This is a genomic window from Stenotrophomonas sp. RIT309 (assembly GCF_000632045.1).
Taxonomy (GTDB): domain Bacteria; phylum Pseudomonadota; class Gammaproteobacteria; order Xanthomonadales; family Xanthomonadaceae; genus Stenotrophomonas; species Stenotrophomonas indicatrix.
The window spans coordinates 78,801-104,241 of sequence record NZ_JFYS01000011.1; the positions used below are offsets into that span (position 1 = coordinate 78,801).

A 25,441-nucleotide genomic window follows, 5' to 3' on the forward strand; every position below is an offset into this window, starting at 1 on the left:
GCTGCTCCACCGCCCGCCAGCCGACAAACAAAGAAGCCGGGGAATGCCCCGGCTTTTTTGTGTCTGATGCTCCGTTCCCGGTAGCGCCGGGCCATGCCCGGCGGGTTCCCGGTTGCCGGGCAAGGCGTGTCAACCAAGGTTGACACCTACCGTCATTCGACCGACAACCCTTCCACCTTCTGCCAGCCACGCGGCAGCAGATGGCCACGGGTGGCGCGGGCGCCCAGATAGGCGTCGAGCTCGTTGAACTTCAGCCCCATGGTGCGCTGGCCGCTGCGGACCTGCAGGGTCTGGCCGGGGCTGATTGCCACGATGGCGACCACGCGTTCGGTGGCGAGCTTGGCCTTGGGGATCTCGATGATCTTGTTGCCCTTGCCCTTGTCCAGTTCCGGCAGGTCGTTGGCGGCGATCGCCAGCAGGTTGCCCGAACTGGTCACCGCGACGATGCGGTCGGTAGCGACGTTCGCCACCACCGATGGGGTCAGTACCGATGAGCCCGCCGACAGGTTCAGCATCGCCTTGCCGGCCTTGTTGCGACCGATCAGGTTCTCGAAGCGGGTGACGAAACCATAGCCGTGGGTCGAGGCCAGCACGAAGCGCGTATCTGGTTCGGCGCTGGCCAGGGTCACGAAGCTGGTGCCCGCAGCTGGCGAGAAGCGGCCGGTCAGCGGCTCACCGTTGCCGCGTGCCGAGGGCAGGGTATGCACCGGCGTGGAGTAGGCGCGGCCTTCGCTGTCCAGGAACGCGACCTGCTGGGTGCTGCGCGCACGCACTGCACCCTGCAGCGCATCGCCATCGCGGTAGGACAGGGTCGAGGCATCGATGTCGTGGCCCTTGGCGGCGCGGATCCAGCCCTTCTCGGACATCACCACCGTCATCGGCTCGCTCGGTACCAGCTCGGTCTCGTCGATGGCCTGCGCGGCCTGGCGCTGCACCAGCGGCGAGCGGCGCTCGTCGCCGAACTTCTTCGCATCGGCCTGCAGCTCGTCGCGGATCAGCTTCTTCAGCTTGGCCTTGCTGTCGAGGATGCTGAGGATCTTGTCGCGCTCCTTGGCCAGTTCGTCCTGCTCGCCGCGGATCTTCATCTCTTCCAGGCGGGCCAGCTGCTTCAGCTTGGTTTCCAGGATGTACTCGGCCTGGTCTTCGGACAGGCCGAAGCGTGCGATCAGCGCCGCCTTCGGTTCGTCCTCGGTACGGATGATGTGGATCACCTCGTCCAGGTTGAGGAACGCCACCAGCAGGCCTTCCAACAGGTGCAGGCGACGCTCGACCTTCTGCAGGCGGTGCTGCAGGCGGCGGGTGACGGTGCTGCTGCGGAATGCCAGCCATTCGCTGAGCAGCGTCTTCAGGTTCTTCACCTGCGGACGGCCGTCCAGCCCGATCACGTTGAGGTTGACGCGGTAGCTGCGCTCCATGTCGGTGGTGGCGAACAGGTGCCCCATCAACTGCTCGGCGTCGACGCGGTTCGAGCGCGGCACCAGCACCACGCGCACCGGGTTGGCGTGGTCGGACTCATCGCGGATGTCTTCCAGCCACGGCAGCTTCTTGGCGCGCATCTGCGCGGCGATCTGCTCGATCACCTTCGACGGCGACACCTGGAACGGCAACGCGGTGACCACCACGTTGTGCGCTTCCTTGATGTAGGTGGCACGCGCACGCACGCTGCCGTTGCCGGTCTCGTACATGTTCCGCAGATCGTTGGCCGGGGTGATGATCTCGGCGTTGGACGGATAATCCGGACCCTTCACGTGCTCGCACAGGTCGCGCACGCTGGCATCCGGATCGTCCAGCAGGTGCAGCAGCGCGCTGACGATCTCGTTGAGGTTGTGCGGCGGCACATCGGTGGCCATGCCCACGGCGATGCCGGTGGTGCCGTTCAGCAGCAGATGCGGCAGGCGTGCCGGCATCCAGGTCGGTTCCTGCAGGGTGCCGTCGAAGTTCGGTGCCCAGTCGGTGGTGCCCTGGCCCAGTTCGCCCAGCAGTACTTCGGCGATCGGGGTCAGCTTGGATTCGGTGTAACGCATCGCCGCGAACGACTTCGGGTCGTCGCTGGAACCGAAGTTGCCCTGGCCTTCGATCAGCGGATAACGGTACGAGAACGGCTGTGCCATCAGCACCAGCGCTTCGTAGCACGCGCTGTCGCCATGCGGGTGGTATTTACCGATGACGTCACCGACGGTGCGTGCGGACTTCTTCGGCTTGGACGCGGCATTCAGGCCCAGCTCGCTCATCGAATAGATGATGCGGCGCTGCACGGGCTTCAGGCCGTCGCCAATGAACGGCAGGGCGCGATCCAGGACCACGTACATCGAGTAGTCGAGGTAGGCGCGTTCGGCGTACTCGCGCAGCGGCAGTTGTTCGAAACCGTGGAACACGGGGCGGGCAAGATCGGTCATGCGGCGTTGTTACCTATGTCGGGAGGCGGTGACGGCGGTCGCCGCTCTCAATCCAGTGATTATCCGGATGCGGCGGGGGATGCCAAGCCGCGTGCAGGGTCAAGGCCCGGTTCCAGGCCGTGGCCGGCCCGTGCCAGGTAGCGTCCGGGCGGTAGCCCGAAGTGTCGCCGGAACACGGTGACGAAGGCGCTGGCGCTGCTGAAGCCCAGTGCGTGGGCGATGTCGGCCACGCTGCGGCCCTCGCTGAGCTGCCGCAGCGCCTCGGCCAGCCGCGCCTGCTGGCGCCATTGCGCAAAGCTCAGGGTGGTCTCGTCGCGGAAATGGCGGGTCAGGCTGCGCGGCGACAGGCCGGCCCAATGCGCCCACTGCGCCAGGCCGCGCTCGTCGGCCGGGTCGGCCAGCAGCTGCGAGGCGATCTTCAGCAGGCGCCGGTCGCGCGGCATCGGCAGGTGCATGCGCTGGCGCGGCGCGGCGCGTATCTCGTCCAGCAGAACGTTGATGATGTGCTGCCGTTCGCTGGTGCTTTCGTAGTCCTGCGGCCAGTCACAGATGCGTTCGGCCACTGCCTGCGCCAACCGCGAGATGCCCAGCACGCATGGGTCGGCGGGCAGTTCGGCGCACAGCGGTGCGGCCAGCACCATGCCCCAGCCGCGCAGGGGGCCATCGATGTGGACCGTATGCGGCTCGGCCGGCGGCATCCAGCCCGCCGAGCCTGGCGCCAGCGACCAGGTGCCATGCGAGGTGCGGGTGGTCAGCAGGCCGCGTTCGACGCAGATCAGCTGCGCGCGGACGTGGTGATGCCAGTCCACTTCGCGGGCCAGCCCCTGCGGGCTGTCGAAGCGGAAGGCGATGACCGGCGGGCCGTCATTGCGCTCGAACCAATCCAGTGCTTCTTCGCGCAGCAGGGTGGCAGGGCCGGGTTCGCCCGCCTTCACGTGGGCCGGGGGTGGCTTGAATGTGACATTCATTGGCTGGATTGTACTACCGGGCCAGTTGGGGGCGCCATTAAGGTGGCGCCTTCACCTGATCCAGCCCACTGCTGCAACACAGCATTTGATGCCAGATCGAATATTTCCATTGAGAAATATTTTTTTTGGAAGAGAATGCTCCCCCATGATCTGTCCTGCAACCACTCCCCCCAGCTTCGGCCTGCTGCTGCGCCAGGTGCGCGACGGCCTGGTCCGTCAGCTCGACGCGTCCATGGCCGAAGAAGACCTCGGCATCGGCTTCACCCACTACATCGGGCTGAAGGTGCTCTCGAACATGGCGCCGTGCACGGCCAACGAGCTGGCCCAGGCCATCGACCAGGTGCCCAGCGCGGTCACCCGCCTGCTGGACAAGCTGGAAGCGCTCGGTTGCGTGCGCCGCGAGCCGCATGCGCAGGACCGGCGTGCACTGCAGATCGTATTGACCGATGAAGGCCGCGCGCTGTGGGCGCGGTTGAAGCTGCGCGGCGACGCGGTGATGGATTACGCCCTGCGCGATCTGTCCGCCGACGAACGCACGCAGCTGCTGTCCCTCCTGACCCGAATCCGCGATTCCCTGACAACCCCATGAACCCGATCCCGCATCCCACTCTCCGCCGCTCCGGGCGCGCGCTGCTGGTTTCAGCGCTGGCCCTGGCCTTGGCCGCCTGCGCAAGCAGCCGTGGCCTTGACCCGCAGGGCCACGTGCTCGACGTGGACAGCCTGCACAGCGAACGTACCCTGGCCGACAGCGACCTGAGCGCAGCCGGTTTTCCTGCCCAGGACTGGTGGAAGGCACTGGGCGATGCGCAACTGGATGCGCTGATCGCCGAAGGCCTGGCCGGCCATCCGAGCCTGGACGCCGCCGACGCGCGCCTGCGCCAGGCACAGTCGCAGGTCGGCACCGCGCGCGCCGATCGCCTGCCCAGCCTCTCCGTGTCCGGTGGCTACACCGGCCTGCGCCTGCCCGAATCGATGGCTGGCGATGAAATCGGCGGCCACTACGCCGGCAGCAGCCAGATCGCGTTCGACTTCAGCTACGGCATCGACCTCTGGGGCGGCAAGCGCGCCGCCTGGGAGGCTGCCGTGGATGGCGCCCACGCCGCCACCGTCGAGGCCCAGGCCGCGCGCCTGAACCTGTCCACCGGCATCGCCCAGGCCTATACCGACCTGGCCTACGCCTGGCAGCTCAACGACGTGGCCGAAGAAGAACTGGCGCGCTCGCAGAAGTCGCTGCAGCTGACCCGGCAGCGTCGTAGTGCCGGCATCGACAGCGACCTGCAGGTGCGCCAGGCCGAAGCCCGCGTGCCGGCCGCACAGCAGCAGTTGCTGGCGGCGCAGCAGCGCATCGATGCCGGGCGCACGGCGCTGGCCGCGCTGGTCGGCAAGGGCCCGGACCGCGGCCTGTCGATCGAACGCCCGCGGGCGATGAACCCGCTGGCCCTGCAGTTGCCGGGCGTGGTGCCCAGTGAACTGCTCGGCCGTCGCCCCGACATCGTCGCCGCGCGCTGGCGGGTGGAAGCGGCCGACAAGCAGATCAAGGTCGCCAAGACCCGGTTCTACCCGAGCCTCAACCTGACCGCGCTGGCCGGCGTGGTCGCACCGAATGTCGGCGACCTGCTGCAGAGCAGTTCCAGCTTCGCCTACATCGGCCCGGCGCTGAGCCTGCCGATCTTCGAAGGCGGCAAGCTGCGGGCCAACCTGGCCAACACCGATGCGCAGTACGACCTGGCCGTGGCGAACTACAACCAGGCGGTGCTCGATGCACTGCGCGACGTGGCCGACCAGGTCAACGCGGTGCGCTCACTGGCGCAGCAGGCGCAGTCGCAGCAGCAGGCGGTGGATACCGCACGCGCTGCATTCGACCTGGCCCAGCAGCGCTATCGCGCTGGCATCGGCAGCTACCTGGACGTGTTGACCGCGCAGTCCACCCTGCTGCAGTCGCAGCAGCAGCTGGCCGGCCTGCAGTCGCAGCAGCTGCAGACCTCGGTGCGCCTGAGCAAGGCGCTCGGCGGTGGTTTCCAGCCCAGTGACGCTGATGCCGCACCGCTTGCTTCCCATTCCGATTCCTCGCATTCCTGAAGACGCCTGCCATGAGCCAGACCCAAGACACTGCGGCCCCCGCCGCCCCCAACCGCCGCGGCAAGCTGTTGCGCGGCCTGTTCGTGATCGTCGTGCTGCTGCTGGCGGCACTGGCGCTGTGGTACTTCATGTTCGGCCGTTGGTTCGAAGAGACCGACGACGCCTACGTGCAGGGCAACCAGGTGCAGATCACCCCGCTGGTGGCCGGTACCGTGGTCGCCATCAACGCCGATGACGGCATGCGCGTGGAGCGCGGCCAGCTGCTGGTGCAGCTGGACCCGGCCGATACCTCGGTGGCCCTGCAGCAGGCCGAAGCCAACCTGGCCAAGACCGTGCGCCAGACCCGCGGCCTGTACCGCAGCGTCGAAGGTGCGCAGGCGGACTTGAACGCACGCCAGGTGACCCTGAAGCGCGTGCGCGACGACTTCGCACGCCGCAAGGGCCTGGCCGCCACCGGCGCCATCTCCAACGAAGAACTGGCCCACGCCCGCGATGAGCTGGCAGCTGCCGAAGCGGCCGTGGCCGGTTCGCGCGAGACCGTCGAGCGCAACCGCGCACTGGTTGATGACACCGTGATCGCCACCCAGCCGGATGTGCAGGCTGCCGCCGCGCAGCTGCGCCAGGCCTTCCTCAACAATGCACGTTCGGGCATCGTCGCGCCGGTCACCGGCTATGTCGCCCGTCGTTCGGTGCAGGTTGGCCAGCGCGTGCAGCCGGGCAATGCGCTGATGGCGGTGGTGCCGACCGAGCAGATGTGGGTCGAAGCCAACTTCAAGGAAACCCAGCTGCGGCACATGCGCCTGGGCCAGGAAGTGGAGCTGAAGTCGGACCTGTATGCCGGCGACGTCAAGTACAAGGGCCGCATCGACAGCCTGGGCCTGGGCACCGGCTCGGCGTTCTCGCTGCTGCCGGCGCAGAACGCCAGCGGCAACTGGATCAAGATCGTGCAGCGCGTGCCGGTGCGCATCGCCATCGATGCCAAGCAGCTGGCCGAACACCCGCTGCGCATCGGCCTGTCGATGAAGGCCGAGGTGAGCCTGCGCGACCAGAAGGGCGAAGTGCTGCCGAGCGCAGCCGCCAAGGGCACGGTGTTCGACACCGACGTGTACGCCAAGCAGCTGCACGATGCCGATGAGGTGATCCACACGATCATCCAGGGCAACCTGCCGCAGCAGTCCAAGGCGAGCTGAGGTCGGCCATGTCCGCACAAGCTCCAGCTGCGCCCGGCTCTCCGGGCGCACCGGCGGCGCCGGGTGCGGCCGCTGGATTCCTGCCACCCAGTGTGGCCCTGTGCACCGTGGGCCTGGCGATGGCCTCGTTCATGCAGGTGCTCGACACCACCATCGCCAACGTCTCGCTGCCGACCATCGCCGGTAATCTTGGCGCCAGTTCGCAGCAGGCGACGTGGGTCATCACCTCGTTCGCGGTCAGCACCGCGATCGCGCTGCCGCTGACCGGCTGGCTCAGCCGTCGCTTCGGCGAGCGCAAGCTGTTCGTGTGGGCCACGCTGGCCTTCGTGATCACCTCGCTGCTGTGCGGCCTGGCCCAGAGCATGGGCATGCTGGTGCTGTCGCGTGCGCTGCAGGGCTTCGTCGCCGGCCCGATGTACCCGATCACCCAGTCGCTGCTGGTCTCGATCTATCCACGGGAGAAACGCGGGCAGGCGCTGGCGCTGCTGGCGATGATCACCGTGGTGGCGCCGATCTGCGGGCCGATCCTCGGTGGTTGGATCACCGACAACTACAGCTGGGAATGGATCTTCCTGATCAACGTGCCGCTGGGCATCTTCGCTGCGCTGGTGGTGGGCAACCAGTTGAAGGGGCGCCCGGAGCACGTCGAGAAGCCGAAGATGGACTACGTCGGCCTGGTCACCCTGGTGATCGGCGTGGGCGCATTGCAGCTGGTACTCGACCTGGGCAACGACGAAGACTGGTTCTCGTCGATGAAGATCGTGGTACTGGCCTGCGTTGCCGTGGTGGCGCTGACCGTGTTCCTGATCTGGGAGCTGACCGACAAGGACCCGATCGTCGACCTGAAGCTGTTCCGGCACCGCAACTTCCGTGCCGGTACGCTGGCGATGGTGGTGGCCTACGCGGCGTTCTTCAGCGTGGCCCTGCTGATTCCGCAGTGGCTGCAGCGCGACATGGGCTACACCGCGATCTGGGCCGGTCTGGCAACAGCCCCGATCGGTGTACTGCCGGTGATCATGACCCCGTTCGTGGGCAAGTACGCATCGCGTTTCGACATGCGCATGCTGGCCACCATCGCGTTCGTGGTGCTGTCGATGACCAGCTTCCTGCGTTCGGGTTTCAACCTGCAGGTGGACTTCCACCATGTGGCCGGCGTGCAGCTGATCATGGGCATCGGCGTGGCGCTGTTCTTCATGCCGGTGCTGCAGATCCTGCTGTCGGACCTGGATGGTCGTGAGATCGCGGCCGGTTCGGGCCTGGCCACGTTCCTGCGTACGCTGGGCGGCAGTTTCGCGGCGTCGCTGACCACCTGGCTGTGGGCGCGTCGCACGCAGGTGCATCACGCGGACCTGACCGAGCACATTTCGGCCTATCAGCCGGGCATGCAGGACCAGGTGGCGGCGATGGGGCAGGGCGACCTGCAACATGGCGCGGCGGTGCTGAACAACATGATCAACCACCAGGCATCGCAGATGGGCTTCAACGACATCTTCTTCCTGCTGGGCTGGATCTTCCTGGCGATCATCTCGTTCCTGTGGCTGGCCAAGCCGCCCTTCGGTGCGGGCGCGGGTGCCGCCGCCGGTGGCGGGCACTGATCGATCGCTGTTGCTGAAAAACAAAACCCCGCCGGAAGGCGGGGTTTTTGTTTGCAGTGCATCCACGCAGGCATGCGAATTCCAGTAGATCCACGCCATGCGTGGATGGACTGCCGCGCAGGCGATCGCGTTTCGAATACCGGACATGAAAAAACCCGCTTGCGCGGGTTTGATCATTGTCTGAGTCATGGTGCCCAGGAGAGGACTCGAACCTCCACGAAGTTGCCCCCGCTAGCACCTGAAGCTAGTGCGTCTACCAATTCCGCCACCTGGGCGACTCAGGAGGAGAATTTTGCAGGAAGGCTGGATATGTGTCAACACCATTTCACACATTTTTTTCTGCACCGGCTTCCGCGTCCACATCCAGATGCAGCAGCAGGCTGCGCATCGGTGGCGAGAGCGATTTCCAGTCGGCGAACGCGGCGCACAGCCGGCGTTGTGCCCATGCGTTGCCGAGTGCAACGGCGACGATGCCGGTGGCCCGCCGATGTTGCCGCGCGATCGTGCGCGGCGCGATGCCCACGCCGATGCCATGGCCCACCATCGTGCACAGGCCTTCAAAGGTCTTCATGCGGATGCGCACGTCGAGCGTACGTCCGGCCTCTGCCGCCAGCTCTTCGATATAGGTCTGCAGCGCATTGCCGTCGGCCAGGGCAACGAAGGTCTCGCCCAGCACATCGCTGAAGTCGAGCGAGCGTCGCGCGGCGAAGCGATGGCCAGCCGGCAGCAGCATCATCAGCGGGTCTTCCGCAACCACATGGCGGTGCAACCCGTCGGCGGGGACGGCGTCACTGATGATGCCGGCCTCTGCCTGGCCGGCACGGATCGCGCGCACGACTTCATTGCTGGTGCGTTCGTGCAGTTCCACGCGCAGGCGAGGGCGCTCTGCCAGCCATGGGGCCAGCCGCGCGGGCAGGTAGTTGGTCAATGCCGCGGTGTTGGCGTACAGGTGCAGCGTGCCGCGCGCACCGTGGGCGAACGCCTGCAGTTCGCCGCGCAGCTGCGCCTGCTGCTGCAGGATCAGGCGCGCGTGATGGGCCAGTGCGGCACCCGCTTCGGTGAGGCTGATGCCGCGCGGGTGACGGGTCAGCAGCGCCGTGCCAGCGTCGGTTTCGATGGCGCGCAGGCGTTCGCTGGCCGATCCCAGTGCCAGATTCGCCTCCATCGCGCCGGCGGTGATGCTGCCGGCTTCGGCCACCGCCAGGAACAGGCGCAGATCGGCAATGTCCAAGCGCATGTCGTTTGCTCCGCTCGGCCCTGCCTTCGGCTGGTCCGAAGGCGCAGGCGGGAAGACCGCATTGTGCGCGCCTGCGGCGCCGGCTCCAATGGCGGCATGAACGAGACGACATACTTCTATGGGTTGCTGGTGGTGGTGTTCGTGCTGGCCGGGGTGGTCAAGGGCGTGACCGGCATGGGCCTGCCGACGGTGGCGATGGGATTGCTGGGCGGCGCGTTGTCGCCGGTGGCGGCGGCCTCGATGCTGTTCATTCCCACCTTCGTCACCAATGCCTGGCAGTTGCTGTCCGGGCCATCACTGGGCCGCACCCTGCGGCGGCTGTGGCCGATGATGCTGTCCGTGGTGGTGGTGACGCTGGGCTCGGCCGCGCTGCTGGTACGGGTGGATCGTGATGCCTCGCGCGCCGCGTTGGGCGTGGCGCTGGTGGTGTATGCGCTGTACGCACTGGTGGCGCCGGTGTTCCGCGTACCGCAGCGGAGCGAGCGCTGGCTGGGGCCGCTGGTCGGGGCGGTGTCCGGCGTGGTCACCGGCGCCACCGGCGTGTTCGTCATGCCGGCGGTGCCGTACCTGCAGTCGCTGGGCCTGCAGCGCGAGGAGCTGGTGCAGGCACTGGGCCTGGCGTTCACCGTCTCGACGATCTCGCTGACCACCGGGCTGGTGCTCAACGGTGCGTTTGGCGTGCAGCAACTGGGATTGAGCGCGCTGGCGGTGCTGCCGGCGCTGCTGGGCATGTGGCTGGGGCAGGTGATCCGCCAGCGCATCAGTGCGCGCGTGTTCCGTGCCTGCTTCCTCGGCTTCCTGCTGCTGCTGGGCCTGGAGCTGATGCTGCGTTCGTGGTGGTGATGCCGACCGGACGCCAGACAAGAAAAAACCCGCTTTCGCGGGTGTTTTTCATTCTCGACATGGTGCCCAGGAGAGGACTCGAACCTCCACGAAGTTGCCCCCGCTAGCACCTGAAGCTAGTGCGTCTACCAATTCCGCCACCTGGGCGTCGAGGAGGAGAATTATGGGGTGCCGTGACGGAGGTGTCAACACCCTTCTGAAATTCCTGCGTCCAACGCGCTCAGTAGATCCACGCCATGCGTGGATGGGTGCGGCAGCCGGATTACAGGCAAAAAAAATCCCCGCCGAAGCGAGGAGTTTTTTCGTTGGTGCCCAGAAGAGGACTCGAACCTCCACGGTTTTACCCGCTAGTACCTGAAACTAGTGCGTCTACCAATTCCGCCATCTGGGCGTTCCAGAGGCGCAATTGTGAAGATGAACACGCAGGCTGTCAACGATTTTGTGAACGTTTTTCACCCGATTGTTCAAAGACGGGCGCTGACCCGTTCTGCACGCCCACAGCGGCTACCATGGAGGGCGATGACTACCAAAAAACCAAGCAAGGGCGGGAGCAAGTCCCGCAGTGAAGCCCCCAACAAGGGCACCAAGCAGGGCACTGCCCGCAACAACAAGCCGGGCAAGCCGTTGCCGGGCTGGCTCCCCGCACTGGCCGAAGGCGGTGCACCGCCTCCGGGGCGTGGCCGCCGCAACGCCGAGCCGCCGGGCCCGGCAACGGGTCGCAAGCTGCCACCGGCGGGCAAGGTGATCGATGATCCCTACGCCTCCCGCGAAGCGGAAAAGTACGAACAACCCATTGCCAGCCGCGAGGCCATCCTGGCCCTGCTGGAACGCTGCGAAGGGCCGCAGACGGCTGAGGAACTCGGCGCGCGCCTGGGCCTGACCGCACCGGACCGTGCCGAAGCGCTGTCGCGCCGGCTTGGCGCCATGGTCCGCGACGGCCAGCTGGTGCAGAACCGCCGCGGCGGCTTCGCGCCCATCCAGACGTTGAACCTGGTCACCGGCGTGGTGATCGCCAATCCGGAAGGGTTCGGCTTCCTGCGCCCGGTCGAGGGCGGTGACGATCTGTTCCTGCCGCCCTATGAAATGCGCAAGGTGATGCACGGCGACAAGGTGCTGGCACGTGTCACCGGCATTGACCACCGCGGCCGTCGCGAAGGCAGCATCGCCCGCGTGCTCGAGCGCGGCATGACGCGCCTGATCGGCCGCTTCAGCGTCGAGATGGGCATCAACTACGTGGTGCCCGATGACAAGCGCATCCAGCGCAACGTGCAGGTGCCGCCGGACCAGACCGGCGGCGCGAACGATGGCCAGCTGGTCGTCTGCGAACTGACCCAGCCACCGGACAGCCGCCGTCCGCCGATCGGTCGCATCATCGCCGTGCTCGGCGACAAGCTGACTGCCTCGCTGGTGGTGGAAACCGCGATCCACGGCCACGAGCTGCCGTTCGAGTTCCCGCAGGAGGTGCTGGACGAAGCCGCCTCGGTACCGCTGGTGGTCGAGCCGGCGATGATCGGCGGCCGCGTCGACCTGCGCAGCACGCCGCTGGTGACCATCGATGGCGAGGACGCCAAGGACTTCGACGACGCGGTGTACTGCGAGCCGAACGCCGATGGCTTCCGCCTGGTGGTGGCCATTGCCGATGTCTCCAACTATGTCCGTCCCGGCACGCCGCTGGACGATGAAGCACAGAAGCGCGCCACCTCGGTGTACTTCCCCGGCTTCGTGGTGCCGATGCTGCCGGAAACGCTGTCCAACGGTATCTGCTCGCTGATGCCGAAGGTCGACCGCATGTGCTTCGTCTGCGACATGCAGATCGACCGCGAGGGCCAGGTGACCGGCTCGCGCTTCTACGAAGCGGTGATGAATTCGCATGCGCGCCTGACCTACACCCAGGTGTGGCAGGCGGTGGGCGAGGACGATGCCGGTGCCAAGGCCTTCATCGGTGACCTGTTGCCGCAGGTGCAGCGCCTGCACCAGCTGTACAAGGTGCTGTCGAAGGCGCGCAGCAAGCGTGGCGCGATCGAGTTTGAAAGCAGTGAAGTCCGCTTCGTGCTCGACAACCGCGGTGAAGTCACCCAGGCCGGCATGCTGGTGCGCAACGATGCGCACAAGCTGATCGAGGAATGCATGATCGCGGCCAACGTGGAGGCGGCCAAGTACCTGCTGTCGCGCCATGTGCCGGCGCCTTACCGCGTGCATGAGAAGCCGCCGGAGACCAAGTACGCCGATCTGCTGGAATTCCTCAAGGAGTTCAAGCTGAGCCTGCCGCCGTGGTCGAAGGTGCGCCCGGGTGATTACACCAAGCTGCTGAAGAAGATCCGCGACCGTCCCGATGCCACGCTGCTGGAATCGGTGCTGCTGCGCAGCCAGAGCCTGGCCGTGTACAGCCCCGACAACAACGGCCACTTCGGCCTGGCGCTGGAAGCGTATGCGCACTTCACCTCGCCGATCCGTCGTTACCCGGATCTGCTGGTGCACCGGGCGATCAAGCATGCGCTGTCGGGCAAGCCGCTGGACAAGTTCACCTACACCGCCCGCGAGATGGCAGCACTGGCACTGCAGTGTTCCGAGCGTGAGCGTCGCGCCGATGAGGCCGAACGCGAAGTGGATGAGCGTTACCGCGCGGCGTGGATGGAAAAACACGTCGGTGGCCAGTTCGACGGCGTGATCAGCGGCGTGACCAGCTTCGGCCTGTTCGTGGAGTTGGCCGACTCGAAGGTGCAGGGCCTGGTGCACGTGACCCAGTTGCCGCAGGACTATTACAAGTTCGACGCGACCCGCAAGACGCTGACCGGCGAGCGTCGCGGCAGCAGTTACCGGCTGGGTGACCAGGTGCGCATCCTGGTGCTGAAGGCCAGCATGGAAGAACGCAAGATCGACTTCCGCCTGGTCGAGCACAAGGGCGAGGAAGAGGAAGCAGGCCCGGCCCCGCTACCCGAGCGCGGCAAGCCAGCCAAGCGCGCGAAGAAGAAGTACTGAAAGGTGTGCCGACCAACGGTCGGCACCTGCCACGCCGGCGCCGACCATCCCGGTAGGCGCCGGTCCCGGGCGGCACGTCCCCATCGGTAGGTGTCGACCTTGCTCGACACGCTCCCCATCGGTAGGTGTCGACCTTGGTCGACACGATGTTCCGGAGGAAAGCAGCAATGCAGGGCCAACCCGAATACAGCGGCGGCTGCCAGTGCGGCGCGATCCGCTTCCAGGCGCGGGGCGAGCTCACCGACAGCTCGATCTGCCACTGCCGGATGTGCCAGAAGGCCTTCGGCGCCTACTACGCGCCGCTGGTGTCGGTGCGCGGTGTGCAGTTCAGCTGGACCCGTGGCCAACCGCGCTATTTCCAGTCGTCCAACGTAGTGCGGCGCGGCTTCTGCGCCGACTGCGGCACGCCGTTGACCTATGAGGCCCCCGATGGCGTGGCGGTGGCCGCCGGTGCGTTCGACCAGCCTGAACGACTGCCGCCGACCCTTCAGTACGGCGTCGAGCGCAAGCTGCCCTTCGTCGATGGGCTGGGCCGACTGCCGGCACGCCGTACGGAACAGGACATGGCCGCGCTGGAATTCCTGGCCACGGTCGTTTCCCACCAGCATCCCGACCACGACACCCCGCACTGGCCGCCGCGCACGCGCGGGTAGCGACGGGCCATGCCCGGCGGGGGCGACGGACAACGGTCGCCGGGCATGTCCCGGCGCTACCGGCCAGCCGCCGCAGCGCCGCGTCCGCCGATGCTCTACCATAGCCACCCCCTTTCCGGTCCTGCCCGCATGAGCAAGAACAGCCAGTGGATCGTCGGCGTCAACGCCGTCGCCTCCTCCATCGAGAACGACGCCGAGAACGTCCGCGAAGTGCTGGTCGAGGCCGGTGCGAAGAACCCGCGCCTGGTCGAAATCGAGGAAAACGCCCGCCGCAAGGGCATCGACGTGCGCAAGGTCAACAGCCAGGCGCTGGACGGCGTGGGCGGTTCGGTGCGCCACCAGGGCGTGGCCGCACGCTATGCCGCCGCCCGCACCTACAACGAGAACGAGCTGGAAGGGCTGGTCACGGCTGCGGAAGGCAAGGCCCTGCTGCTGGTGCTGGACGAGGTGCAGGACCCGCACAATCTCGGCGCCTGCCTGCGCTCGGCCGCCGCTGCCGGCGCTACCGCCGTGATCATTCCCAAGGACAAGTCGGCCACGGTCAACGCCACCGTGCGCAAGACCTCGGCCGGCGCTGCCGACCTTATTCCGGTGGTGGCGGTGACCAACCTGTCGCGCTGCCTGAAGGACCTGCAGAAGCAGGGCGTGTGGATCTACGGCCTGGCCGGTGAGGCGACTGCGTCGCTGTACCAGCTGGACCTGAAGGGCAACATCGCCCTGGTGCTGGGCGGCGAAGCCGACGGCCTGCGCCGCCTGACCCGCGAAAACTGCGATGGCCTGGTCAAGATTCCGATGCCGGGCGAGATCGAGAGCCTGAACGTCTCGGTTGCTGCCGGTGTCAGCCTGTTCGAGGCCGTGCGCCAGCGCGGTTGATCGACAGCTGCGGAGACCCGATCGGGGTCAGATCCCTTTCCCACGGGAAAGGGATCTGACCCTTTTTTCTGATCTGCCGTGTCGACCAAGGTCGACACCTACCGGGCAGGCGGTAGTCGCCAACCTTGGTTGGCGCTCCGGATGCCTTACCCCGCGTTGCCTCCCAGCGCCTTGAACAGCGTCACGTCGTTGTTCAACTGGCTCTGCCGCACCCGTGCCAGTGACAGTTCCGCGTCGCGCCGGGTCTGCTGCGCTTCCAGCCAGGTGCGCAGATCGGTGGCGCCCACGCGATAGCGCACTTCCTGCGCACGTTCCACTTCCACCGCTTCATCGTAGGACGCCTGCGACGCGGTTACCTGGCGCAGCAGCTGCTCGCGTGCGGACAAGGCGTTGTCCACCTCCGACAGCGCGGTGTACAGCGTCTTGCGGAAGTTGGTGGCGGCGATCTGGTAGTTGGTGCCGGCCACGTCCGTATCCAGCTGCGCGCGCTGCAGGTTGAGGAAGGGCAGCGACAGCCCAGCTCCCAGTGTCGCCACCGGATTGCGCAGCACATCGCCCAGCGAGGTGGCGCTGGAACCCAGGCTGCCGGTAAGACTCAGTGCCGGGTAGTACTGGGTGGCGGTCACCCGGATCGTCTTCAGGCTGTTGCGCAGCCGCAGTTCGGCCGCGCGCAGGTCGGGCCGGCGGCCGAGCAGGTCGGCGGGCAGGCCTTCGGCAATGGTCGGGCTCTGCGCCTCCAGCAGGTTCTGCGGTTCGTCCTGCTGCGGCCACGGCGTGCCATCCAGCAGCACGGTCAGCGCGTTGCGCACCTCCACCCGCTGTTGTTCCAGCGCGCTCTGCGCCGAACGCTGCGACTGCAGGTTCTGCAGTGCCTGGCGTACTTCCAGGCGCGAAACCGCACCGGCATCGAAGCGCGCCTGTACCAGTTCGTGCGTGCGCTGCAGCCGCTCAAGGTTGGCCTGGCCGGTGGCGATGGACTGGTTGAGGTAGGCCAGTGCCCAGTACTGGTTGATGACATCGCCGATCACCAGCAGGGCGGTGTTCTGCCGGTCTTCTTCGCTGGCGTCGGCCTCCCAGCGGGCGATGTCGCGCTGGCTGCGCAGGCGGCCCCACAGATCGATTTCCCACCCCAGCGACACGCCGGTGGAATAGCTGCGGCGCCAGTCGTCGGCCTGGTCGGTGGCGCGGCTGCCGCTGCCGCTCACGCCGGACGACGAAGGCTGCGGCCACAGCGCGTTGCTGGCCAGCCCGGCCTGCAGGCGTGCACGCTGCACCGCCAGCCCGGCCGCACCGAGGTCGCTGTTGGCGGCAAGCGCCTGCGCGACGAGGCGGTCGAGGCGCTCATCGCCGAAGCCGGTCCACCAGTTGTCCTGGCGGATGTCGCGGGCCGGCGTATCCAGGCCACTGCGTGGGTCGTCGGCCGGTGCGTTGAGGGTCGCATCGCCACGACCATAGGTGGCGGCAACGCTGGGGTCTTCGACCGGATAGCGGCCCACGGAAGCGCAGGCGGAGAGTGCAAGCAGCACGGCGCCGGACAGCAGCAGGCGCGAGGGAGCGGGGAAGGGCAGTCGGGTCATCATCTTCATTCGCGGGCCAGGGCCTCCACCGGGTCGAGCTGGGCGGCACTGCGTGCCGGCAGGAAGCCGAACGCCACGCCGATCAGGGTCGAGCAGGCGAAGGCGGCAATGATGGAAGCGGTGGAGAACAGCACCTGGAAATCACTGGCGAACCGGCCGATCAACACGCCCATCAGCAGTGCCAGGCCGATGCCAAGCAATCCGCCGAGCAGGCATACCAGCACCGCTTCGATCAGGAACTGCTGGCGGATGTCGCTCTGCCGCGCCCCCACCGCCATGCGCACGCCGATCTCGCGGGTGCGCTCGGTCACCGAGACCAGCATGATGTTCATCACGCCGATGCCACCGACCAGCAGCGCGATGGCGGCAATGGCGCCGATCAGCAGGGTCATCGTGCGCGTGGTCTGTTCGATGGTGTCGCGGATCTCGGCGCTGTTGCTGAGGAAGAAGTCCTCGGTGCCGTGGCGCATGGTCAGCAGCCGGGTGATCGCTTCCTGTGCCGCATCCATCGGCGTTTCATCGTTCACCCGCACGGTGATGCTGGAAACGTGGCTCTGCCCGAGCATGCGCGACATCACCGTGGTGTAGGGCACGAACACGCTCAGGCTGGTGCTGCCGCCGAAACCGAAGCTCTGCTTCTTGGCCACGCCGACCACCCGCACCGGCACGTTGCCGAGCAGGATCACCTGGCCGATCGGATCGCTGTCGGGGAAGAACTGGGTCCGGGTGTTCTCATCGATCACCGCCACCTGGCCCAGCCCCTTCACCGCGTCGGTGTCGAAGAAGCTGCCGCTGAGCAGGCTCACGCCCTTCACCCGGAAGTACTGCTCGCCGACGCCGCTGATCTGCGCGGTGGCCGACTGGTTGCGGTAGCGCGCGGTGACCGAACTGGACACGCTGGGGGTGGCGCTGTCGACGTAGCTCTGCCGTGACAGGGCATCGGCATCGCTGGCCTTGAGGGTCTGCACCCGCGCCGAACGCATGTCGCCGAAGCCGCGACCGGGGTAGACGTCGATGGTGTTGGTGCCCAGCGCGCTGATGTTCTGCAGGATCTGCTGCTGCGAACCGTTGCCCAGTGCCACCACCGAGACCACCGAAGCGATGCCGATGATGATGCCGAGCATGGTCAGGAAGGTGCGCAGGCGATGGGCGTTCATCGCCAGCAGGGCCATCCGGAACGCTTCGGTGAAGCGGTCGCGGGCGGCCTGCCAGCTGCTGCCATGGGCCACGCCAGCGCTCGGCTCGCGTTGCGCACGGTAGCTGGGCGCGGCCGGATTGGCACGGTCGGCGATGATCTCGCCGTCGCGGATCTCGATGATGCGCTGTGCGTGCTCGGCCACGCTCATGTCGTGGGTGACGATGATGATGGTGTGGCCTTCGGCATGCAGTTCGCCGAGGATGGCCATCACCTCTTCGCCGGATTTCGTGTCCAGGGCGCCGGTCGGTTCGTCGGCCAGGATCACCTCGCCACCGTTCATCAACGCGCGCGCGATCGACACGCGCTGCTGCTGGCCACCGGACAGCTGCCCGGGTTTGTGGTGCATGCGGTCGGCCAGGCCCAGCCGTTGCAGCAGCTGCTCGGCACGCGCGGTGCGCACCGGGCCGGGGCTGCCGGCATACACCGCCGGTACGGCCACATTGCCGCGTGCGTCGAGATCACCCAGCAGGTGGTAGCGCTGGAAGATGAAACCGAAGTGCTCGCGGCGCAGCTCGGCCAGCTCGTCGGGCGCCATTTTCCCGGTCTCGCGGCCCGCCACCTGGTAGCTGCCACGGGTCGGGCGGTCCAGGCAGCCGAGGATGTTCATCAACGTGGACTTGCCCGACCCGGATTGGCCGACGATCGCCACCATCTCCCCGGCATGGATGTCCAGGTTGACGTCGCGCAGCACGGCGATGACATCTTCACCGGCCGGGAATTCGCGTCGAAGGTCGCGCAGGCGCAGCAGTGGCGCCGTCATGCTCATCGGCGCCCCATGCCCGGGCCGCCGACCCGCATCTGCATGCCGCCACGGTTGCCGCCGCCAGCGGCTGCCGCAGCGCCGCCTTCGCCGACCACCACGCGCTCGCCTTCCTTCAGGCCGGACAGGACCTCGACGTTGGCGCCGTTGTTGATGCCGACCTTGATCTTGCGCGGCTGCGGCTGGCCCTTGTCGTCGACCACCCGCACGATGCGCTCGCCATCGCGCGACTTCGGTCCCAGTGCAACGGCCGGCACCATCAGCACGCCCTTGGCCTGCTTGAGCAGCACCGATACCTGTGCGGTCATGTCGATGCGCAGGGTGCCATCGGGGTTTTCGACGTCGAACAACGCGTTGTAGTAGACCGCGCTGCTGGAGCTGGAACTGGACGAGCTGCTGGAACTGGACGAGCTTTCGTTGGCGATCGACGCCGGTGCCGGATTGATCTGCCGCAGCGTGGCGTGGTACTTGCGGTCCGGGTCACCCAGCGTGGTGAAGTACACCGGCATGCCGGCCTTGATCTTGACCACGTCGGCCTCGGACACCTCGGCATTGACGGTCACCACGTCCAGCCGTGCCAGCATCACGATGGTCGGCGCGGTCTGGTTGGCGTTCACCGTGCGGCCTTCCTCGGCCACTACCGCCACCACGGTGCCGTCCATCGGCGCGACGATGCGGGTATAGGCCAGGTTGGCACGGGCAGTGCCCAGTTCGGTTTCGCGGCCCTTGATCTGCGCCTCGTAGGACTGCAGCTGCGCACGCGCGGTCTTCAGCTGGGCCTCGGCGGCGTCGTATTCCTGGCGCGAAGTGGCTTCGGCAGCCAGCATCTGCTGCTGGCGTGCGAACTCCAGTTCGGCCTGGCGCAGGGTGGCCTGCTGCACTGCGCGCTGCGCGGTCACCTGGTCCAGCGAGGCCTGCGCGTTGAGCACCTGGTTCTGCTGGGTGGTGGCGTCGATCTCGGCGATCAGGTCGCCTTCCTTCACCGTATCGCCCAGCTGCACCTTCAGCGACTTGATCTGGCCGGAGGCCTGCGCGCCGACGCTGACCAGCTTGTAGGCGTCGATCACGCCGGTAGCTTCCACCGTCTGCTCGATGTCGCCGCGGCTGACCGGGGTGGTCGCCAGCGCCGGTGCGGCAGGCTTGCGCAGCAGCCACCAGGCGGATACAGCGGCGATCAGGACAATCAGGGCGATCAACATCAGGCGACCCTTGCGGGTCGCGGGCAACAGGCGGGAGATCACGTGGCGGCTTCACTCTGGGGGCCGCAGCGGCGGCGTTGGTGGGCATTGTGAAGATCGAGCGACGCTGTGCTCAATCCTCGGGGTGTGTCTCTATGTAACACTGTCTGCGAGACTGCGTATCGGCAGGTATCCCGCACTGCAGGGGATACAGTGGTACGCATTGGCCTGGATGCGGTTCAGCTGCCGACACGGGATGATTCGCGACATGGAGACTGATAACCCGATGCACCGTTTGCTGATCGTCGATGACGACAACGATATCCGCACCCTGCTGGCCGAGCAGCTCGGCCGTGCTGGCTACCAGGTCAGCACCGCCGCCGATGGCACCAGCATGCGCCAGCTGCTGGAACGCGAACACGTGGACCTGATCGTGCTCGACCTCAACCTGCCGCGCGAGGATGGCCTGACCCTGTGTCGCGACCTTCGCGCGCGCTCGAACACGCCGGTGATCATGCTCACCGCGCGCGCCGAGCCGATCGACCGCGTACTCGGCCTGGAAATGGGCGCCGACGACTACCTGGCCAAGCCGTTCGAGCCGCGTGAACTGCTGGCGCGCATCCGCAACGTGCTGCGCCGTACCGAAGCGCTGCCGGCCAACCTGGAACCGCTGGCGGTGCGCCGTGCGCGTTTCTCACGCTGGATCTTCGACCTGGAGCATCGCCACCTGGTCGATCCGGACGGGCGCGTGGTGGTGCTGTCCGGCGCCGAATTCCGCCTGCTGCGGGTGTTCATCGCCCATGCCAACAAGGTGCTCTCGCGCGAGCAGCTGGTGGCCCTCAGCAGCGGCCGCAACTACGAAGCGCAGGACCGGGCGATCGACCTGCAGGTCAGCCGGCTGCGCAACAAGCTGGCTGATGACGGTGGCCCCGATGGCCTGATCAAGACCGTGCGCAACGAAGGCTACGTGCTGGCCTCGGCCGTCAACCTGGAATAAGCCGCGATGAAGCGCCTGCGCCACTTCCTGTCCTCGATGGTCGGACGGCTGTTCGTGATCCTGCTGCTGGGCATGAGCGTGGCCGCGATCGGCGCGACCATGCTGGCCAGTTCCAAGCGGCAGCAGGAATTCGAGCGGCAGAACCTGAACCGCATCGCCGACCGCCTGCAGGGCTACATCAACCTGCTCGACGGCAACCCGGAGCTGCGCGAGCGGCTGCTGGAGATCGGTGGCCCCAGCGTGCGGGCACTGCAGCCCGGCGCGCGCATCGGGCGGGCCGACAAGGCGCTGATGGAAGTACTGGAAGACCGCCCGGGCCCGGTGTCGCGGGCGCATGTGCACTTCGCCTCGTTCCGTTCGTGCATTCCCAAGCTGCAGGACCTGCTGCCGCCACCGCCGCCGGGCCACCGCAAGCCGCCACACGAACGCGATCCCACCTTCATCCCGCCCAAGTGCCGGGCGGTGGACGTGGTGCTCAACGACGGCACGTTGCTGAAACTCGCCCTGGATTCGCCGGCGATCGCGCACAACGGCATCCTCGCCGTGGACCCGCTGTTCCTGACCCTGCTGGTACTGGCCATTGCCGTGCTGGCCTACGTGGTTGCACGCATGGCCAGTGCGCCGCTGCAGGAGCTGGCGGCCGCCGCCGAGGACCTGGGCGATGACCTGCAGCGGGCACCCTTGCCGCTGCGCGGGCCGCGTGAAGTGCAGCGCGCCGCCGAAGCCTTCAATGCCATGCAGCATCGGCTGCAGCGCCACCTGGCCGAACGTACGCAGATGCTGGCGGCGATCACCCACGACCTGCAGACGCCGCTGACCCGGCTGCGCCTGCGCCTGGAAAACGTGACCGACGAGACGCTGCGCGAGCGCCTGATCGGCGACCTGGCTGCGATGCAGGCACTGGTACGCGAGGGGCTGGAACTGGCTCGGAGTGCGGAGAGTGCCGAACAGCGCGCCGCGCTGGACCTGGATTCGCTGCTGGAGAGCATCGTCGAGGACACCGCCGAGGACGGCGCCGACGTTGTCTTTGAAGGCCGCAGCGGCGCGGTGCTGATGCTGCGCCCGCTGGCGATGCATCGCTTGTTCTCCAACCTGGTGGACAACGCGGTGATGTATGCGCAACGCGCCCGGGTACGTGTCGAGCGCGGCGAGGGCACGATCACGGTGGTCATCGCCGATGATGGCCCCGGGCTGGCCGATGACCAGCTGGAAGCGGTGTTCGACCCGTTCGTGCGCGTGGAGACATCCCGTTCGCGCGAGACCGGCGGTGCCGGCCTGGGCCTGACCATCGCCCGCGCGCTGGCCGAGAAGGACGGGGGCCGACTGTGGTTGCGCAACCGCCCCGAAGGTGGGCTGGAAGCGGTGGTGCAGTGGTCGACCAGCGCCGAGGCGCGCTAGCGGCATCGATCCCGGACCCGGCCCGGTTGCGCCGGGCTGCCCGGGCGCGGTGACGCCGGTGACAGGGTTTGCCCTATCATCTGCGTACTTCCCCATTCTTCGTCCGATGAGCCTGCCTGTTCCTGCTGGCATGCCGCCCTGCGCGGTGCGGCTGTCCCTGTTCGCGTCTGCTGCCGCCACCGGCATCCGTAGCTGGCCGCCGCCGCTGCGCTGATGGGCGGACAGGGGGCGGGCAGGCGCCGGGCGGGGCGCCACGCGGAGAACATCGGTCGCCTGCTGCAGGTGGGTCTGCTGTGGCTGCTGCTGGCGATTGCCACGCCACTGGCCGCGCAGAGTGGCGCGCCGCCGTTGCGCGACTACGCCATCGACGTGTGGACCTCGCGCAATGGTCTGCCGCACAACTCGCTGCGCGACATCGCGCAGACCCCGGAAGGCCACCTGTGGTTCGCCACCTGGGAAGGCCTGGTGCGCTACAACGGCCTGGATTTCACCGTGTTCGACCGCAGCACCCGGCCGGGGCTGCGCGACAACGGCATCGGCGCGCTGCTGGTCGACCCGCAGGGCGGTCTGTGGATCAGCGATTCGCGCGGCAATGTCAGCCACCGCGGCAGCGACGGCCAGTGGCGGGTCTGGGAACATCAACCGGATACGCCGCAGGTGCTGATCCAGTCCATGCAGATGGACAGCCAAGGGCGCCTGTGGCTGTTGTACGAGGGCAAGGGCATTGGCTATCTGACCCCGGACAAGGGCATCGTCTACCAGCGCCCGCCGCCGGACCTGCCGCTGGCGATGAGTTTCACCAAGATGGCGGTCGATGCGCAGGACCGGGTCTGGATCGGCACCCTCGACGGCCTGGTGCTGCGCGACACCGCCGGCGTACTGCAGCGCGCGCCAGCAGCGTGGGGCGTGGACAAGGGCCTGTCGTGGCCCTATCGCGCCCCCGATGGCACGCTGTGGATCGTCGCGGGCGAGCGCCTGTACCGGGTGGAGGATGATCGCCTGGTGCTGGTGCACCGGCTGCCTGGCCAGCTGCACTTGACCGCCATGCTGCAGGACCGCCATGGCGACCTGTGGCTGGGCACTGAGAACCAAGGGCTGCTGCGCATCTCGGCACATGGCCTGGAGCGCCTGCCGGCGGGCCTGAACCTGCCCGGCGGGCGCGTGGTCAGCCTGCGTGAAGACGCCGAGGGCAGCATCTGGGTGGGTGCCAATGGCGGTCTGTACCGCCTGCGCGAAACCCTGTTCAGCAGTTACACCGAACGCGACGGCCTCAGCGGCGACTACGTGCGCACGGTGCTCGAAGACCGGGACCGCCACCTGTGGGTGGGCAGCGCCAGCGGCCTGGACCTGCAGACAGCCGACGGTCGATTCCGTGCGATACCGCTGCACAACCGCGGTGGCAAGGCGCCTTCGGTGCTGAGCCTGGCGCAGGATGCCGGCGGCGATCTGTGGGTGGGCACCTTCGGCGACGGCATCTACCGCTTGCACGCCGATGGACGGCTTCGCCACAACTACGCGGCGGCCGATGGCCTGCCTGGCGGCAACATCCGTGCGATCAGCATCGCGCCTGACGGCGTGGTCTGGGCGGGGACGCAGAAGGGCGTGGTCCGCATCGAGGGTGACCAGGTAACCGTGCCCACCGTTCCTGGCATGCCGGGAGGCCTGACCACCGCGCTGGAACACGATCACCAGGGAAATCTGTGGATCGGCACCATTGAAGGCGTCCGCGTGCTGCGCGGTGACCAGGTGCAGTCGATCGACCTGGCGCCGCTGGGCGGTGGCCGCAGCGTGTTCGGCTTCCACCAGATCGGCGATGCGATGTGGATCAGCAGTGACCGTGGGCTGTACCGCTGGCAGGCGGGGACGCTGGCACGGGTGGGCCTGGAGCAGGGCATGCCGGTGGACGCGGTGTTCCAGCTGGTGCCCGACCGACTGGGCAACGTGTGGATCAGCAGCAACCGCGGAGTACTGCGCACCGACATGGCCACGCTCAACGCCGTGGCCGACGGACGCGCGCCGCGGGTCACGGTGGAGCGTTACAACGAGATCGACGGCATGGCCAATGCGCAGGCCAACGGCAGCTCCGGTCCCTCGGCGATCCTGCGCCAGGACGGCACGTTCTGGGTGGTGACCGCCGGCGGCTTGAGCACGGTCGATCCGCAGCGGCTGCAGCGTTTCCGTGAACGTCCCGCACCGCCTGCGGCAATCGAGAACGTACAGGTCGACGGTGCGCCGGTGCACTGGGAAGGCCCCGAGCGCAACCTGATTCCCGGTGGGCGACGGCTTGCGGTGAGCTACGTGGGCCTGAGCTACCTGATGTCCGACCGCATCCGCTACCGCACGCGGCTGGAAGGGCTGGACAACGGCTGGGTGGAACGTGGCCCGCAGCGCAGCGTGGAATTCGTCGGCCTGCCGCCGGGTGATTACACGCTGCACGTGGCCGCCGCGCACCCGGGTGGTAGTTGGGGGCATCAGGAAGCAGTGTGGAGCTTTACCGTCGAGCCATTCTGGTGGCAGCGGCACAGCGTGCAGGCGCTGATCGGGCTGGTGCTGCTGTCCGCGCTGGTGGCGCTGTACCGCTTCCTGCTGCAGCAGTACAAGGCCAGCAACCTGCGCCTGGCACGGCGCGTGGACGAGGCCACCTTCGACCTGCAGGCGCAGACCGTGCACCTGCAGGCGCTGAACCAGGAGAAGACCGAGCTGGCCGAGCGCCTGGCGCGGCAGGCCGAGGCGTTCGAACGGCAGGCCCGCGAAGACGCGCTGACCCGGCTGGCCAACCGTCGCGGCTTCGACGAGGCGCTGGCCCGCGACTTCGCCCGCGCCCAGCGCAGCGGCCATCCGCTGTGCCTGGTGGTGCTGGACATCGACCACTTCAAGGACGTCAACGACCAGCACAGCCACAGCATCGGTGATGCGGTACTGGTGGAAGTGGCCCAGGTGATCGCCGCCGCCAGCCGTGATTCGGATCTGCCGGCACGCACCGGCGGCGAAGAATTCGCGCTGCTGCTCAATGACACCCGGCTGGAGGAAGCGGCGCAGCTGTGCGCGCGCCTGCGTGGCTTGTTCCATGACCACCCGGACTGGGCCGGCATCCCCGGCCTGCGGGTGACCTTCAGCGCCGGCCTGGTGGAACTGGACGGCGACGACCGCACCCCGGCACTGCTGTACCAGCGCGCCGACCGCGCGTTGTACCGTGCGAAGAGTGACGGCCGGGATCGCACGAGCATCGGTTGATCCAATGCAAAGCATCCACGCATGGCGTGGATCTACTGGCATTGCCGTACCAATCGGCGTGCCGACCAACGGTCGGCACCCACCAAAAAGGTGACTCACCACAGCCCTAGCCGGCAGGATCCATCGAGCGCAGCGACCCGCTGTTGCTCCCGCTTTTCTGATCTTTCCGTGGCGCCCGGGAAACTGTCCGTGGCCGGGCGGGTGGGCTGCACAGGGGCGTGAGCCGCATGGATGCGGCGACCGAGCTTACAGGGATGTACTTGCAGCGTCCCCTGCGCAGGCCGCC

At 67.4% G+C, this 25,441-nt stretch carries 17 protein-coding genes and 3 tRNA genes; 11 read left to right on the forward strand and 9 right to left on the reverse strand.

What is annotated here, in order from left to right; translation table 11 throughout:
- Positions 1–152: 152 nt before the first annotated feature.
- Together parC and BW38_RS13195 are read right to left on the reverse strand one after the other, a co-directional pair.
- Entirely contained in the window at positions 153–2,396 is a 2,244-nt protein-coding gene (parC, locus tag BW38_RS13200; RefSeq protein ID WP_032975808.1) for a DNA topoisomerase IV subunit A, read from the reverse strand.
- Positions 2,397–2,455: 59 nt separating this feature from the next.
- Positions 2,456–3,364 (reverse strand): helix-turn-helix transcriptional regulator, encoded by a 909-nt coding sequence (locus tag BW38_RS13195; protein WP_032975809.1) that lies wholly within the window; start codon positions 3,362–3,364, stop codon positions 2,456–2,458.
- A gap of 145 nt (positions 3,365–3,509) precedes the next feature.
- Between BW38_RS13195 and emrR the strand changes: the two genes are divergently transcribed.
- From emrR to emrB, 4 genes are read left to right on the forward strand one after another with little or no spacing between them, the layout of a single operon-like run.
- Complete coding sequence (emrR, locus tag BW38_RS13190; protein ID WP_025877626.1) at positions 3,510–3,953, forward strand: multidrug efflux system transcriptional regulator EmrR; 444 nt, start codon at positions 3,510–3,512, stop codon at positions 3,951–3,953.
- Positions 3,950–5,443 carry a multidrug efflux transporter outer membrane subunit EmrC gene (emrC, locus tag BW38_RS13185; protein WP_032975811.1) on the forward strand — a complete coding sequence of 498 codons (1,494 nt, stop codon included), beginning with the start codon at positions 3,950–3,952 and terminating at the stop codon, positions 5,441–5,443. The genes emrR and emrC overlap by 4 nt, the downstream gene beginning before the upstream one ends.
- Positions 5,444–5,454: 11 nt before the next feature.
- The gene (emrA, locus tag BW38_RS13180; protein WP_025877623.1) at positions 5,455–6,633 is read left to right on the forward strand and encodes a multidrug efflux MFS transporter periplasmic adaptor subunit EmrA; all 1,179 of its coding nucleotides are present in this window, start codon (positions 5,455–5,457) and stop codon (positions 6,631–6,633) included.
- Between the two features lie 8 nt (positions 6,634–6,641).
- Positions 6,642–8,228: a multidrug efflux MFS transporter permease subunit EmrB gene (gene emrB / locus BW38_RS13175; RefSeq protein ID WP_025877622.1), complete on the forward strand. Its 1,587-nt coding sequence runs from the start codon at positions 6,642–6,644 to the stop codon at positions 8,226–8,228.
- Positions 8,229–8,416: 188 nt separating this feature from the next.
- Here the strand turns inward: emrB and BW38_RS13170 are convergent.
- Together BW38_RS13170 and BW38_RS13165 are read right to left on the reverse strand one after the other, a co-directional pair.
- Positions 8,417–8,503 (reverse strand) — tRNA-Leu (locus BW38_RS13170).
- Positions 8,504–8,553: 50 nt separating this feature from the next.
- Positions 8,554–9,465 carry a LysR substrate-binding domain-containing protein gene (locus tag BW38_RS13165; protein WP_032975813.1) on the reverse strand — a complete coding sequence of 304 codons (912 nt, stop codon included), beginning with the start codon at positions 9,463–9,465 and terminating at the stop codon, positions 8,554–8,556.
- Between the two features lie 96 nt (positions 9,466–9,561).
- Here BW38_RS13165 and BW38_RS13160 point away from each other — a divergent pair, with 96 nt between their 5' ends.
- Positions 9,562–10,308 (forward strand): sulfite exporter TauE/SafE family protein, encoded by a 747-nt coding sequence (locus BW38_RS13160; protein WP_032975820.1) that lies wholly within the window; start codon positions 9,562–9,564, stop codon positions 10,306–10,308.
- 60 nt (positions 10,309–10,368) lie between these two features.
- On the opposite strand, the gene BW38_RS13155 is transcribed toward BW38_RS13160, so the two are convergent.
- Both BW38_RS13155 and BW38_RS13150 read right to left on the reverse strand, forming a co-directional pair.
- Positions 10,369–10,455 (reverse strand) — tRNA-Leu (locus BW38_RS13155).
- A gap of 159 nt (positions 10,456–10,614) precedes the next feature.
- Positions 10,615–10,699 (reverse strand) — tRNA-Leu (locus BW38_RS13150).
- 128 nt (positions 10,700–10,827) lie between these two features.
- Here BW38_RS13150 and rnr point away from each other — a divergent pair.
- The 3 genes from rnr (at position 10,828) to rlmB (ending at position 14,813) form a co-directional block, all read left to right on the forward strand.
- Complete coding sequence (gene rnr, locus BW38_RS13145; protein WP_032975815.1) at positions 10,828–13,287, forward strand: ribonuclease R; 2,460 nt, start codon at positions 10,828–10,830, stop codon at positions 13,285–13,287.
- Between the two features lie 167 nt (positions 13,288–13,454).
- Entirely contained in the window at positions 13,455–13,940 is a 486-nt protein-coding gene (locus BW38_RS13140; protein ID WP_025875409.1) for a GFA family protein, read from the forward strand.
- 129 nt (positions 13,941–14,069) lie between these two features.
- A complete protein-coding gene (gene rlmB, locus BW38_RS13135) occupies positions 14,070–14,813 on the forward strand; it encodes a 23S rRNA (guanosine(2251)-2'-O)-methyltransferase RlmB (protein ID WP_025875407.1) in 744 nt (247 codons plus the stop codon).
- Positions 14,814–14,959: 146 nt separating this feature from the next.
- On the opposite strand, the gene BW38_RS13130 is transcribed toward rlmB, so the two are convergent.
- Genes BW38_RS13130 through BW38_RS13120 form a run of 3 tightly spaced genes read right to left on the reverse strand, consistent with a single transcriptional unit; the run spans position 14,960 to position 19,589 of the window.
- Positions 14,960–16,399 (reverse strand): efflux transporter outer membrane subunit, encoded by a 1,440-nt coding sequence (locus tag BW38_RS13130; protein ID WP_032975816.1) that lies wholly within the window; start codon positions 16,397–16,399, stop codon positions 14,960–14,962.
- On the reverse strand, positions 16,396–18,354 hold the full coding sequence (locus tag BW38_RS13125; RefSeq protein WP_032975817.1) for a MacB family efflux pump subunit: 1,959 nt from the start codon (positions 18,352–18,354) through the stop codon (positions 16,396–16,398). Before BW38_RS13125 ends, BW38_RS13130 begins: the two co-directional genes overlap by 4 nt.
- Entirely contained in the window at positions 18,351–19,589 is a 1,239-nt protein-coding gene (locus tag BW38_RS13120) for an efflux RND transporter periplasmic adaptor subunit (protein WP_025875401.1), read from the reverse strand. Before BW38_RS13120 ends, BW38_RS13125 begins: the two co-directional genes overlap by 4 nt.
- 205 nt (positions 19,590–19,794) lie before the next feature.
- Between BW38_RS13120 and BW38_RS13115 the strand changes: the two genes are divergently transcribed.
- From BW38_RS13115 to BW38_RS13105, 3 genes are all read left to right on the forward strand, one after another.
- Complete coding sequence (locus BW38_RS13115; protein WP_032975821.1) at positions 19,795–20,523, forward strand: response regulator; 729 nt, start codon at positions 19,795–19,797, stop codon at positions 20,521–20,523.
- 6 nt (positions 20,524–20,529) lie between these two features.
- Complete coding sequence (locus tag BW38_RS13110) at positions 20,530–21,921, forward strand: ATP-binding protein (protein WP_025875397.1); 1,392 nt, start codon at positions 20,530–20,532, stop codon at positions 21,919–21,921.
- A 213-nt stretch (positions 21,922–22,134) separates the two neighbouring features.
- Positions 22,135–25,155, forward strand: coding sequence for a ligand-binding sensor domain-containing diguanylate cyclase (locus tag BW38_RS13105; protein ID WP_032975818.1), 3,021 nt, complete (start codon positions 22,135–22,137; stop codon positions 25,153–25,155).
- Positions 25,156–25,441: the final 286 nt, after the last annotated feature.